Origin of the sequence: Microcoleus sp. AT8-B5, assembly GCF_036705565.1 — a bacterium.
Classification (GTDB): Bacteria; Cyanobacteriota; Cyanobacteriia; order Cyanobacteriales; family Microcoleaceae; genus Microcoleus.
Genome location: NZ_JAUBUY010000031.1, coordinates 1 through 14068 on the forward strand (window position 1 = coordinate 1; position 14068 = coordinate 14068).

The window sequence follows — 14068 nt, forward strand, 5'->3', positions numbered from 1 at the left end:
CCGTAGCATTTCGTGCCGTAGTGCTGTCAAACAAAGGCAGCCCGACACCCCGACCTTTAGCATCAATTTGAAATTGACCGGGGTTTGTCACTGTTTTCACGAATTCTTCAGTGTCAAAGACATACACCTTGCCATTAGCACCGCTCAAATTGGGATAGGAAGCATAGAGGTACTTGCTATCACTTGAAAGTGCTAAGTCGGTAGCGAATCCATCTGGAATTGGTCTAGTTCCCGCCATTAATTGCGGATTTGTTAGCGGGTCTTTGATAATGCCGATATTGCTCCCGGCCCGGGGGTCTCCATCCACGCTGGGCAATTCCTGACCGAAAAATTTCGCGTCCGCATTGCGACCCACAACAAACGCATAGCTAGCATCCGGTAAAACCGTTACCGAAACTCCCTCATTCACATCGAAGTAATCAAAGTCGGAACCCAACCCTAAATTTGTATAGCGAGTAGTAGCAGCAAAACTTACCGGGTCATTATTAGTAATATCCAGTACCCCAAATCCTTTGCTATCTTTCCCGCTGTTTGTAAACGTCATCTTCAGCGGATAGACCGTAGAAGCTAATCCTTCTACGCCTTCATCGGCTGTTATATTTCCGATTAATTGATTCCACTTTTGAGGGTTCTGACTGGGGTCGCTGGGTCGGTCTTTGGGGTCAATATTCACAACGTAAATCTGGCTGTTCAAACCGTTCGGTGCGGTAACAAATAGCTTCTTTCCGTCGCTGCTAATTGCCATCTGTCGCAAACCGCTAGGTGCTGCACCAACTGTGATAGTTTGGGTAACTTGGTGATACTTGGATGAGAACGGGTTGATATCGAGAACGTAGATGGAATTGCCGCCAGCTTTGCCGTCAGCAATGTAAGCGTATTGGTCGCGAGAATCAAGTACAATTGAACGAGGCGTTGCACCGCTAGGCAAGTCGATCGGGTTTAAGCCAGCTACATCCGCTTTAGTATCTACCTGCTGTCGGGTTATCGGATCGACTAAAGCGACTCTACCGGAAGCTTCCAGCGGGACGTACACGCGAGAACCGTCGCTAGTTACAGTCAAATCTCTGGCTCTATCTAGTCGATCGTCCGTACCTACAGCAATGTTACCAATTAGCAAGTCGCTGCTGTTCGTTATCGCCACAACAGATTCGGGGTCGGAACCGTTGAGTACGGCGATTCTATCCGCTGTCCACTGGGCCCCAAAAACATATTCTGTATCGTTTTCAATCCGGTAGGAATTGCTGTTGTAGAGAATTTCTGTTGCTGGTTCTGCCGGATTTGAACTGACTTTTTCGTTCTGTTTGCGACTGAGGACAATTCGCGAATCGCCCAAGGGTACGGTGTCGGGAACTCTGACAGCTACTTCAAATTTATTGTCTGCTAATTCGCGACTGAGGTTGGTTAGTATTGTGCCTTCGTAAGCTTGGTCACCAACATAAAATTTTACCACTAAATCGCTAAATTGGCTACCTTTGGGGTCGCCAAAGTTGTCTGCTAAAACGTTGCTTCCCGTCAGAAACAAAACTGGTAGATTGTTCTCAAAAGGTTGATTGTTTGCGTCTTTGAATTTGACTTCGGCACTTTCAATCAGTGGAGGATTTTTGGGATTTGCCGCATTTGGAGCGAGTTGAGATGCGCGTCTTTCCGCAAAAATACCCTCTTTACCGAAGTAGTCGATTTGTCTTTCGTTTACAGGTTCGCCAGTGAGAGTATCGAGTTCAAGAGATTTTTTTACGGGGGGGGTAAAACTGAAATCCTTTAATTTGGGGCTAAAATTGATGGATTTGGAGGAGATTGCGGTGTCTTCGGGGTTATTGTTAAAACTGTCTGGAAGTCCGGGGAGTGCTGGCTCTGGGGTAGGGCTGCTAAGGGCTTGAGGATTGAGTAAGTTTGCGGTATTTAGGTCGAATTCAGGTATTAAGGTCGTTTCACCAATAGGGAACGGCTCTTGACTGTTGAAGGGCGATTTATTGGAAAATTTCATTAAGATGCGAACAAGCGATACAGTAACTTGTTGTGATTCTTAGTATCTCACCATAAGAAAATTGTTTTTGTCAAGCTGTTGAGGCAGAAATGTGGATTTTTGTTATAAAACTTTACATTGTGTTCTAGATTCCCAGTACGATCGCCCTTAATGCCGCAAATACAATTTCTCTAATATCGCGATCGAACTTCCAGTAGCATAATTAAGAACGAGAAACTAAAGAACGGACGTAAAAAGACACCGCTCCAATTATGTAAAAAGCATTCACCAAAATCAACAATACTTTACCAGCATAAGAATTAACAAAACCAAAAACCCGGAAAGTTGACAGCAGCACTAACAACATTTCAACCACAGAAACAATTGACCCGTAGTGCTTTCTATCCCAATAAGAAAACGGACTGATAAAACGGTAATTGCTGAACGGAAAAAAGTGGCGGTGAGCGTCGTCATTGTGGACAGGCAAATCTCCCAGAGAGTGTAGTATCATGCTGATAAACAAAATTTGCACGCTTTGCCACCCAAAGTAATAAGCAATTAGCCAACCAATAACCGCAAGGGGAATTGAATGAAACAGAGCCACAATATTTTGTACAAAAGGCTCATAATATGCTTTTGACCAAATTGTAGCTTCGGGCAAGCGAGCAATGTATTTCGCCCAAAAGTAAAATAAAAATATTGGGATGTCGGGTAAGATTCCGCCGATCGCAATAATGAGATTAGCTTGCGGCAGTTGCGGTTTGCCGAGAATTGCCAGATTGATAATAGCGTGGCTGGGAGTCTTCATCAGTAGGGTGCGTCAACTAGGATTATCTTATTCATAATGAATCAGATATGGGCTGACACACCCTACGTGTGAGATAATTGACTCCGGTTACAAGAAAGGTTGCACTCGATCGATCAACTGCGCCGCTTGCATCACTCCCTCAATGCGATCGACCTCAGCGCCATTTTTGAACAACACCAAAGTCGGCAAAGCATAAATGTGATGCTGCGACGCCAACTGTTCGTACTTATCGGTGTCAATTTTGACAACCATCAGCTTGTCTTTCATCTGACCACTCACTTGCTCCAAAATCGGTGCCATCATCTGACAAGGCCCGCACCAAGTAGCGTAAAAATCTACCAACACCGGCAAGTCAGAGCCCGATAGTAACTCTTCAAAACTGCTGAACTGTTTTTGAACTGCCATAAGACAAAATAATTTTTTGGGTTCTGGCTCGATTTTAGTGCAAAATTCTCTGGTAGATTGCGAGGATACAATTATGGAACTATTACCAGAGACTTTTCAGAGATTGCGGGGTCAAGTTGCTGTCGTGACCGGTGCGTCGCGGGGAATCGGCCGCGCCGTTGCTTTAACCCTAGCAGCAGAGGGCGCTAAAGTCGCCGTCAACTATGCGAGTTCGAGTGCGGCTGCTGATGAGGTGGTAGCAGAAATAGTCGCTGCTGGAGGAGAAGCTGTCGCACTTGCAGCAGATGTCTCGAAAACTGAGCAAGTAGATTTACTCACCAGTAATGTCATGGAAAAATGGGGACGGATTGACATTTTGGTGAACAATGCGGGCATTACTCGCGATACTTTGCTGCTGCGGATGAAGTTGGAAGATTGGCAAGCGGTGATTGATTTGAATTTAACTGGCGTGTTTTTGTGTGCGAAAGCTGCCAGTAAAATCATGCTGAAACAGCGAAGCGGCCGAATTATTAATATTGCTTCGGTTGCTGGACAAATGGGCAATCCGGGACAAGCTAATTACAGTGCGGCAAAGGCTGGGGTAATTGGATTTACTAAAACTGTGGCGAAAGAGTTGGCGAGTCGCGGGATTACTGTGAATGCAGTTGCACCGGGTTTTATCACTACAGATATGACTAAGGATGTCAAGTCTGATGAGATTTTGAAGTATATTCCGCTGGGGAGATATGGGGAAGTTGAGGAAGTTGCGGGGATGGTGAAGTTTTTGGCGGCAGATGCGGCGGCTGCTTATATAACTGGGCAGGTTTTTAATGTGGATGGGGGGATGGTGATGGCTTAGATTTGGGGATTTTTTTAACCGCAGATATCGCACAGGCATGATGCCTAGATATCGCACAGGCAAGATGCCTGTGCCACGATGAAGGCGGATATCTGCGGTTAATAATTACTTTAAGGCGGCACGCAACTGACGGAGGACTTTTTGGTATTTTGCAATGCGTTGAAAATCTGCCTCTGTCGGATTGGCGATGCGACTAATATCAAGGTTATGAGTAACATCAGCGATTTTGACTCGCAGTGCGATCGGGTTTGCAATCACACGTTCTAAATAAGCTGCATAAGCTTCTCCTTTTATTTTGGTAATTGCGGCGATCGCCTTTACTATAAATTCAGGAAAACCTTCGCTTCTGAGTTGGTCGAGTGTAAGTTCAGAATCTTCGACCGCATCGTGTAGAACCGCTACGATTTTCTGGTCTAGAGAATTTACATTTTCCATCACAAATAGGGGATGATATAGATAGGGCTTGCCTGCCTTATCAACCTGTCCATCATGAGCTTTGGCGGCGATCGCGATCGCGCGTTGTAGTAATGATTCGTACTCTGAATTCGTAGTTGACAGCATCGTAAAGAAGTTCTCTATTATAGTTTCATCCCCCTAGCGGGGAAAAGCTAAGCAGTCGGAAATAAATAGAACTTACGCAAGAGAGGATTTTTTTCACTGTCTATCTATGGTGTAAGCTACGCACTCTGCACCCTACATACACAGGTTATTTGATTTTAAATATTCTTGCAACAATTTCCAAGCCATTTGAGTCCCCTCCCCTGCATTGACTTTCTCGAAATCGACATCTTTTCTCAAAACTACAAAACCCACACCTTCTTGAATTTCAATTTTTTCAATATTGCTAACTTTTGCCAAAAATAGGTGATTTTTTTGGATAAATTCGGGATTGTTGTTTTTTATGTAAAGAAAAGTTGTGATAAATTCAACTTTGCAATCGCTTTTTATGCTAGTTTCTTCCTCCAGTTCTCGCACTGCTGCTTGCTGTGGACTTTCTCCAATGTCCACGCCACCACCAAAAGTAGAAAGCATTCCTTGGCTTGCAATACCTGGAATATTATCTCGCATTTGTGCGACGATCTGACCGTTCGGGAGCATTATAAAAATGCGGACAATTGAATTGGGAATATTCATATTATTGAGGAAATAACCAAACTCCAAAAAGTTGCTCTATAGTTTTTTGATGTGACTCCAAATTTTCCTAATCCAATTGTACGCCACAGCATACAAAGCCAACAATTTATTGACAAAACTTTGCCAAATAGAACCTTCCCTTACCTCAGAAACTTCTTCGATTTCCACGGGCAGCGGCGGCATCCCGACTACTTCATACAGCGGATATTCGCCACTTTTCCCCGGAATTGGCACGGATACGCGCCGATCGACGATCGCCAATTCTTTCACTTCCTGATAAGTCTCCTCGGAAATCAGTAAACTTGTTCCTACTTGCTTATTAGCCGCCTCGATCCGGCTGGCCAAATTCACCGCATCCCCGATCGCCGTAACTGTCTGACTCTTCGACGCCCCCAAATTCCCCACAACCACCCAGCCGCAGTGAATGCCAATCCCAATCCGCAACCGGTGACGGTATAAAGTCTCAAAATAGGGATTGAGTTTCTCTAGTTCCTCCAGCATCTCCACCCCAGCCCTCACTGCTTGTTGGGCCGCCTTGTCTGAATTTTCCAACCCAAACAGCGCCATAAAACCATCTCCCATGTAATTATTAATCATCCCGCCGTTGCGGTTGATAACATAACCCATTTTTTGGAAATAGCGATTTAAAACATAAATTATATCGTAGGGCAACAGCGATTCTGCAAACGCAGTAAACCCTCGAATATCGGCAAACAAAATTGCAATTTTCTTCTCTTGACCCACAGGATTAGAAATCAACTTTCCGACCATTTCGTCGTTAAATGATTCCAAGTCTTCAGAATCGATCGCCAGTCGGCGCAAAATCACCCTGCCGCCCGCAACCTGTGTCTGACAAGCTAGCCTAATTTCCGGTTCTAGGCGCAATTTTTTGGCAAGTTCCTCTTCCGGCGAAGTGCGGGGAGAACAAAATTCCAAACCTTCGACAATCAATACCCGGCAAGTCGAACATCGGGCGCTACCGCCGCAGATGTGGGTGTGGGGAATGTCGGCACGCAGGGAAGCTTCGAGAATTATATCGTCGTCGTCTATCTCGATCGTGCGATCGTCCGGCAGATAGTGAATCTGTGGCATATATGGCGCGTCTAGCTAATTAGCGAGAAATCTCGCGGACATCTGTTATTGCAGTGAACCTGTATGCAAACCCGGTTTCTGGGCATTTTTTCTGTATCCCTGATACCTTAACTATAAGTCGCGATCGGCACTTGCTTCTCGTTTCCTCACCTCAAGCGCCCAACTGACCACGAATTTCTTCATGTGGTACCCGCCACGTGATTTATCTCGCGCAAATCAATCCCAAATCGAAAATCGAAAATCCTCAAGAAAGAGCATTTATCCGTGGGGTCGCCTCTAAAATCTAAAATCTAAAATCTAAAATCGATTGACACCAGTTTAAAAAAAGAATGCAACTCTAGGCAAGAGTCCAACTCTTAGCTCATCATTCATTTTCAATTCTAATATCTAAAATGGTATAACTGAACACTAAAATTTTAATCTCAGCGTAAAAATACCCCAATTCAAGCTCTGGAGTTAATCTCAAATCTCAAATCTCAAATCTCAAATAGACTGACATAATTCTTAATAAAATTAAGATCACCCAAAGCCAGATAAATCCGTTATCAAATCCCCTTCAAGCGCCATATGTTTTTAGGATTTTGGGATGTTTTGCTGTGCAAACCTGACTTGACAATAGTTTCAGCTTTTTGGATCTCTAACAACCAGCTAATTTTCGTGAGATAGAATAGCAGCATCTTTAAAACCAATATAACCATGACTTCATCAACAGTCCTACAAAGCATCGAAAAACACATTCCCATCGTGGGAGATGTACATAGCAAAAGTCCGATCGCCTACGGAGCAACCCGCCTCGCAGTCAGTGCAGTTAACACGGTGCAAATGGCAGTAGCAGAGTCTTACATCAACGGATTAGAAGTCGCAGATTCAGTATTGCGATCGCTTTTTGATACCTGTATGCCCGTCTTTTTTAAGCATTTCCCCTCCCTGCTTGCACCCTACGAATGGGTACTAACAGAAACAGACCATACAGCCGAAGGGCCGCGGGATTTAATGAAGATTCAGTACGACTTACCTCAAGCAATGCTGAATCCGATGTTAGGCGATGGAAAACTTATTTATCCTAAATACAGCATGGGATTGTGGGAAAAAGGAGCAGCCAACCTTGAACAAGCGCAAATGCAGATGATTGATGATGTGATTGAGAAGCTAGAGATTCAAGATGGCGACAATATTTTAGACTTTGGTTGCGGCTGGGGTTGCGTTCCCAATTACATTCTTTCCAAATTCCCCAATGTCCAGTCTACTGGCATTAACCTCAGCCACCACCAATGCGAGTATATGCGTCAGAAGATGCAAGAGCCCGAAAGCTACCTTAGTTCAGGTCGATTTACCCTATATGAAGGCGATTTTAACGACGCCAACTTCGAGACCAAATTTGACAAAATTCTCTCCATCGGAGTTTTTGAGCATATAGGCAATTTAACGAAAGCTTTCCAAAAGCTAGAATCTTTCCTGAAGGATAACGGCAAAGTTTTCATTCACATCATCACAGTTCGCACTCCCAACAATATATCCAGCGTTTTCACCCACAAATACATTTTTCCCCACGGCCGTTACTGGAAATATGATGCAATTCCCAGCCACAACAAAGACCTCAAGACCATTAAAAGATGGTATCTCAACGGATACAATTACTCCACAACGTTTGCTAACTGGTTGAAAAACTTTGACGATTCTCAGGAAATAGTCAAAGATTTGGACTACGGCATCGACTCTGCCAAATTTCGCCGCATCTGGCGGTTTTACTTGATTTGGTTTGTGTCTAATTTCGCGAGTTGCGAGGGCGAATATAACGGCAACGGTCAATATTTAATGGTTCGTGCCTAACCGCTAATGAGTAGACTCAGCTCAAAAAACCGAACTCCCCGAACCCCGACATCTCAAAGAAGTCGGGGTTCTTGAGTGCGAGCTACTTATCGGGAGGATGAAACCTTTCAACATAGATTTAGGGCGATCGAGAAGTGTTGCCTTCTTTTGAGGAATTTTTCTGAGCTTTAAAAAATCCGGAATAAGATTATCGATCGGTGAATAAGACCTATATCAAGCGTGAGCCTGCACAATACTTTTTAAATTCCATCCTCGATCGGTAGTGATGATCTCCGATATTTTACTACAAAAAGAGAGTTGATTTATACAATGGTAGACAATATGAAACCTTCTCTTCCTCAAGACGACCCGAACCAAAAACAGCGTCGCGATTCCTTGAATCGGCAGCAACAAGCTTATCAGTTTGACTTTGAGAGTTTATCACCTTTGGCATTATTGAAAGATGTGCCACCAGTCGAGAACTTTTCGAGCAAGTATATTGGAGAGCGGATACTAGCAACATCGGAACTTCCAGGAAATATGCTGGCGGCCGATTCGAGAAGTTTTCTCGATCCTCTCGACGAGCTCCAAGACTATGAAGATTTCTTTACTCTGCTGCCGCTACCTGCTGTTGCCAAAATCTACCAAACCGATCGCTCTTTTGCAGAACAGCGCCTGTCTGGAGCAAATCCGATGGTGCTTCGTTTGTTAGATGCCGGCGATCCTCGGGCGCAAACACTGGGACAAATTTCCAGCTTTCACCCATTATTCGATCTGGGCCAAGAGTTGCAACAAAAAAACATTTACATTGCCGATTATACGGGTAGCGACCAACACTATCGCGCGCCTTCAAAAATAGGAGGTGGCAGCTATGAAAAAGGCAGAAAATTCTTGCCGAAACCGCGAGCTTTTTTCGCTTGGCGGTGGACGGGAATCCGCGATCGCGGTGAACTGGTGCCGATCGCCATTCAACTAGATCCGACCCCAAATAGCCATCTTTACACCCCGTTCGATCCTCCTGTGGATTGGCTGTTTGCGAAACTCTGCGTGCAAGTAGCAGATGCCAATCACCACGAAATGAGCTCGCATTTAGGTCGAACTCATTTGGTGATGGAACCAATCGCGATCGTCACCGCCCGACAGTTGGCTAAAAATCACCCCCTTAGCCTGCTGCTGAAACCGCACTTTCGGTTTATGTTGACTAACAACGAGCTGGCGCGTTCTTATTTGATCGCTCCGGGCGGGCCAGTCGATGACTTGCTAAGCGGTAGCTTGCCAGAGACAATGGAAATAGCTAGAGAGGCTTGCAGTAACTGGAGTCTGGATCAATTTGCCTTCCCAACTGAACTGAAAAATCGGGAAATGGACGATCCAAATCAACTGCCTCACTACCCTTACCGAGATGATGGATTGCTACTGTGGAATGCGATCGAAACCTTTGTCTCCGGCTATCTCAAACACTTTTACCCGACGAAAGAGGCGATCGCAGAAGATGTGGAACTGCAAACCTGGGCACAAGAATTAGCCTCTGATAACGGCGGTAAAGTCAAAGGAATGCCCAGCAAAATCGACACAGTTGAACAATTAATTAAAATTGTCACAACTGTAATTTTCACCTGCGGCCCGCAGCATTCAGCCGTCAATTTTCCCCAGTACGAATACATGGCTTTTGCCGCCAATATGCCCTTGGCAGCCTACCGGGACATTCCCAAAATTACCGCTTCTGGCAATCTCGAAGTGATTACAGAAAAGGATATTTTACGGTTGCTTCCTCCGTACAAACGAGCGGCTGAGCAACTGAAAACTATGTTTATTTTGTCAGCTTATCGATATGACCGTTTGGGTTATTACGATAAATCTTTCCGAGAACTCTACCGGATGAGCTTCGACGAAGTTTTTGCGGGAACCCCGATCCAACTTTTAGCCAGACAGTTCCAGCAAAATTTGAATATGGCAGAACAAAGGATTGATGCTAACAATCAAAAACGAGTCATTCCTTATTTTGCTCTCAAGCCTTCGTTGGTGCTAAATAGCATCAGTATGTAGGAGTGTATTTTTGGGGCAGGCGAGACGCCCAACCCCTACTCCCCACAATAAAATTCATTCTTGGTGGAACAGGCACAAAAGCCTGTTCTTCAGCATAATTCAAGATGTGAGTTACAATGCGAATTCTCAGCTTTTATAGTCTTCAACAATCGAGCAATTCACGGCCATTGTACCCGCAGAATCTGTGAATGTGACTTCATCTTGATAATGCCGTGGTGTTTGCATCAGCAACCGCCAAGCTTCTCCAGCATCGATTAAATTCATGCGTCCGGGATAGTGAATTTGCAACAACTCTTGCACCATCGGATAATAGTCTGAGTTGATGCTGGGGAAAATATGATGCTCTGTGTGGTAAGAAAAATTCAAGTGCAGCAGGTCAAATATTTTAGGAACCCGCACAGAAGCACTGTTGATCAGCGGGTCATTAATCGCGGTCATCCGGCAACCCATATGGTTGGTATAGATGTAAAACATTGCGCCTGCATGACCAATTGCGATCGGCAAAAAGTACGCAAGGGCGATTTTGAGCGGATGAAAATTTAGGTAGAATAAAATGCTCGCATGAATTCCTAAAATTCCCAGACATTCAAATGCGATTGTCAATCTATCTTTAGGACTAACTGTAAAGGCAGCCGGTACGTAATCAACAGATTTATCGTTAAATAACAGCACCGAGGTGAGATTGCGGAAATTATGCACTAACCACGAACCCGCCATCCCTACAATTAACCACACCGGATTTACTTCTACCGACGGGACAAACAGATTTTGAATCCATTTTCCCCAAGTATCTGGTTGCTGGTACAGATAGTTGCGATCGGGGTCTGCCACAGAATTCGTGTTATTGTGATGTACGAGGTTGTGCAGATTTTTCCACTGAGTAGGCGGCATAAACAGCATACTTAGTCCCAAAAAGGCGATCGGATAAGTGAGGCGCGACTTTTTCTGAACGCTACCGTGCATCAAATCGTGGGAGCTAAATAGCAAAACTATGATACTATTGCCCATGATGACGGCTAAAGGTAAGTACAGCCCTAAAAGATAGACAGGCCAGCGATCGAGATTAGCAGCAATTCCCCATCCCAGCAATAAAATAGCAGCGTTGATGAATAGTATTGCTAACTTGCTAGGCTCTGGTTCAAAGGCATCTGATGGCAGCAGCGGACGCAATTTTTTAACATATACCGAGTGGTGAATTAGCGTTTCTTTGCCTAAAGTCGGCGTTGCGGTATTGTCTAGAGTATTGAGTGTTTTTTCGGATTTCATGTGATAGCTAAGAGTATTTTCATGTGAGTTAATAAGTTTCTAAATTTAATTAGATCCCGTACCCGATTTTAGATTGAACCCACACATAAATCCGGCGGCTTATTGTTAGGATGCGGAGATTTTATCTGTCTCCACTGCGGCTATCCGGGAGCTTGTGATCAAATTGCTTTAGATCAAGGCTGCCTGATTGTTCTACCAAGATATTATTGTATCCTATAAAAAGATTTTTGGAACAACTATTAAAGGCTTACGCATCGATAATAGTCTCCCATTTTTTGAGTTTGGTTTAATCTCAATAACCAATTCTAAATAACCTATAAGATTAAAAAAGTCCGTTTCCCTGAACAATTTCTTTAATTGTCGTCAGCGTATCTAACCCGATCAATCCTCGACGATAACCTTTTTGGTTGGACATTCCCAAAAATATCGCATCTCCCCGATTTTGATAGCGCCAAAACCGAGGTGAGGCATTAATAAAAGTTGAGGCGCTGTTAACATCCAGAGCAAATTGGCGACTTTCTAAGTAAGATTCAGTGGCAATACAGTCAGCGTGACCGCTGCTGTAGCGGTTGATCCAGCCGATCGCAATCTCTAAACTATCGACAACTTTAAACGCGATGGTTTTGTTTAAATACGGTTGAGTCCACTCGTATGTTTCCGCCAGCTTCAACTCTGGGAAATCTGCAACAAGATCCGCATCGCCGCTAATTTGAAAGCCTTTTTCTTTTAAACTGTTCCACAGCCTGACTAAGGAAGAAGGCTTTTGGTTGCGATCGATGAGCACTTTCTCGATCGCATTAACAGGATCGGGCACGCTTTGATGGCTGTCCAAAATCATCCACCTTGCCATCTCCAAACTACCAGTCGGCGACCAATAAAGGTAACAATTTCCCATTGCCGACCTCAAAACTGGTGCTGTGCACAGCCTTACCACCTGCTGCACCAAACTTGGTCTACCGTAGGGAATAATTAAATTGAGATATTGGTCTTGAGTGACCAATTCTCGGATCGAAGCGCCCCGATCAGGCGGCAGTATCTGCAAACATCCCGATGGCAAACCTACCTCATCGATCGCCGACACCAAAGCTTCCCCAATTACAGCATTAGTTTGCCAGCTTTCGCTGCCGCCTTTTAGAATCAAACTGTTAGCGCTTTTGAGAGACAAACCCGCGGCGATCGCCCCCAACTCTGGAAACGCCTCGTAAATTAGAGCGATCGCCCCCAGTGGTAGCGACTGACAGTAAACCTGACAGCGATCGACCTGATAAGAAGCATTGATCACCCTGCCGATCGGATCTGGCATTTCCCCCAACCGTTCCAGAATTTGCACAGTTGTCTTGATCCGTTCCGGCGTCAGCTTCAGCCACTCCACAATCAATTCGGGAATCGCCATGTCCCGACTCGCTTCTAAATCCAGAGTATTTGCTTCTAAAATGTCATTTTGTCTGCGTTTCAGCGAGCCCGCCATCGCCTGCAAAGCTGCAGCGCGATCGGCACTCTTTGTCGCCGCCAACTCCAAAGAAGCTTGATAAGCGCGACGCGCGACATTTGCGGCATCTGATGAATGGGTAAAATCCTCTATTATCATCTAGCTAACGCCTGTAAGCCAGCCATACCATCAGCGCCGGCAGCATTGCTAGCAGCACGGCGACCATTGCCCACAGAATAATATTCGGGCCCGGCGAGTGTAGCGCCAAGGGCAACCAAATCACTAGCGGCACCAATATCATACCCAAAGCCAGTGGCAAGTAATGGGCTTTCAAACCCGGATGCGCTCTGTTCCACTGGTGGCCCGTCCACCGCCAAGCCTGCTTGTAAGGATAGTTCGTTGATAGTTGCTCGATCACGTCTCCACTTTCGTCCAATACAAATATTTGTTGACAGCGGTTGCAGCCAAAGGCTTCTGTCAACGTTATGGGAACTAGACGACCCCGGCGTCGGCAAGGACAGGGGTACTCATCGTTTAAGTCAATCTTGGGAGCTTTTTGAGATGGCACTAGCGATCGGATAAAAAAAGCGTTTTTGCAAAAATAATCGTTAACATATCCACTTAATCAAACTTGTCAATTCCGCCAAAGCGAGGCTTTCAACTGCCTATTCCGAGATATTGCCCGATCGGCAATTTTGACTTGCAAGTTCTGCATTCAATCTTACCACTAACTTAGGTATTTTCAACCATCATTAGGACTATGCCGAAAACTTTCTTGATCTACTTTCCGGTTTCCTTGATTTTTTTATCTTCTAAAGCGGGTGACGCGATTCGAACGCGCGACATTCACCTTGGCAAGGTGACGCTCTACCACTGAGCTACACCCGCATTTCCTGCGGTATTAACAATATTGTCTCAATTCTCTAAATTTGTCAAGTCTTTTTAGTAAGTTTTTTTTCACAAACCCAGTAAACCCCCCCAAACCCACTCCCCACCTGCAATTTCAGCAGCCAGATCGTTAACCAAATCAGTAATTGCCGTGAAAATTGACCGCCATCGGCCCACGGCAAAGCTACAATCAAGCTGGAATTGTGGGAGAACACTGTCATGTCAGATTTAAATCGCGGAATCATGAAGTTCAAGGGAGCTGACAGTCCTATAGCGATCGCCATTTCGGCGATTGTCATTGCCGGCGGAATCGGCTTCTTGATCTGGTGGGCGCTGCAATCAGCCTACACCTTCAGCTAACAGACTACTCAAAGGTAAAACTTATACAGC

General features: G+C 44.9%; 12 protein-coding genes and 1 tRNA gene. 3 read left to right on the forward strand and 10 right to left on the reverse strand.

The window, feature by feature from the left end; genetic code table 11:
- The 3 genes from QUB39_RS19955 to trxA all read right to left on the reverse strand — a co-directional run.
- The coding region (locus QUB39_RS19955) for a beta-propeller fold lactonase family protein (RefSeq protein ID WP_333211952.1) at positions 1 to 1984 on the reverse strand (1984 nt) is incomplete at its 3' end.
- 202 nt (positions 1985 to 2186) lie between these two features.
- The gene (locus QUB39_RS19960) at positions 2187 to 2771 is read right to left on the reverse strand and encodes a hypothetical protein (protein WP_333056550.1); all 585 of its coding nucleotides are present in this window, start codon (positions 2769 to 2771) and stop codon (positions 2187 to 2189) included.
- Positions 2772 to 2858: 87 nt separating this feature from the next.
- Positions 2859 to 3176: a thioredoxin gene (gene trxA / locus QUB39_RS19965; RefSeq protein ID WP_333056552.1), complete on the reverse strand. Its 318-nt coding sequence runs from the start codon at positions 3174 to 3176 to the stop codon at positions 2859 to 2861.
- 73 nt (positions 3177 to 3249) lie between these two features.
- Between trxA and fabG the strand changes: the two genes are divergently transcribed.
- Positions 3250 to 4014, forward strand: coding sequence for a 3-oxoacyl-[acyl-carrier-protein] reductase (fabG, locus tag QUB39_RS19970; protein ID WP_172188962.1), 765 nt, complete (start codon positions 3250 to 3252; stop codon positions 4012 to 4014).
- Between the two features lie 105 nt (positions 4015 to 4119).
- Here fabG and QUB39_RS19975 read toward each other — a convergent pair whose 3' ends face one another.
- From QUB39_RS19975 to QUB39_RS19985, 3 genes are all read right to left on the reverse strand, one after another.
- On the reverse strand, positions 4120 to 4575 hold the full coding sequence (locus QUB39_RS19975) for a GTP pyrophosphokinase (protein ID WP_333056553.1): 456 nt from the start codon (positions 4573 to 4575) through the stop codon (positions 4120 to 4122).
- Positions 4576 to 4707: 132 nt separating this feature from the next.
- A complete protein-coding gene (locus QUB39_RS19980; protein ID WP_333056554.1) occupies positions 4708 to 5148 on the reverse strand; it encodes an NUDIX hydrolase in 441 nt (146 codons plus the stop codon).
- A 36-nt stretch (positions 5149 to 5184) separates the two neighbouring features.
- On the reverse strand, positions 5185 to 6240 hold the full coding sequence (locus QUB39_RS19985) for an adenylate/guanylate cyclase domain-containing protein (protein ID WP_333056555.1): 1056 nt from the start codon (positions 6238 to 6240) through the stop codon (positions 5185 to 5187).
- A gap of 696 nt (positions 6241 to 6936) precedes the next feature.
- Between QUB39_RS19985 and QUB39_RS19990 the strand changes: the two genes are divergently transcribed.
- Together QUB39_RS19990 and QUB39_RS19995 are read left to right on the forward strand one after the other, a co-directional pair.
- Positions 6937 to 8070, forward strand: a complete 1134-nt coding sequence (locus tag QUB39_RS19990) for a class I SAM-dependent methyltransferase (RefSeq protein WP_333211955.1) — start codon at positions 6937 to 6939, stop codon at positions 8068 to 8070.
- Between the two features lie 321 nt (positions 8071 to 8391).
- The gene (locus QUB39_RS19995) at positions 8392 to 10095 is read left to right on the forward strand and encodes a lipoxygenase family protein (RefSeq protein ID WP_333056557.1); all 1704 of its coding nucleotides are present in this window, start codon (positions 8392 to 8394) and stop codon (positions 10093 to 10095) included.
- A gap of 126 nt (positions 10096 to 10221) precedes the next feature.
- Here QUB39_RS19995 and QUB39_RS20000 read toward each other — a convergent pair whose 3' ends face one another.
- From QUB39_RS20000 to QUB39_RS20015, 4 genes are all read right to left on the reverse strand, one after another.
- The gene (locus tag QUB39_RS20000) at positions 10222 to 11361 is read right to left on the reverse strand and encodes a fatty acid desaturase (RefSeq protein ID WP_333211957.1); all 1140 of its coding nucleotides are present in this window, start codon (positions 11359 to 11361) and stop codon (positions 10222 to 10224) included.
- Between the two features lie 322 nt (positions 11362 to 11683).
- A complete protein-coding gene (locus QUB39_RS20005) occupies positions 11684 to 12949 on the reverse strand; it encodes a glutamate-5-semialdehyde dehydrogenase (RefSeq protein ID WP_333211959.1) in 1266 nt (421 codons plus the stop codon).
- Between the two features lie 4 nt (positions 12950 to 12953).
- Positions 12954 to 13358 (reverse strand): hypothetical protein, encoded by a 405-nt coding sequence (locus QUB39_RS20010; protein WP_333056560.1) that lies wholly within the window; start codon positions 13356 to 13358, stop codon positions 12954 to 12956.
- A gap of 248 nt (positions 13359 to 13606) precedes the next feature.
- Positions 13607 to 13678 (reverse strand) — tRNA-Gly (locus QUB39_RS20015).
- Between the last annotated feature and the right edge of the window lie 390 nt (positions 13679 to 14068).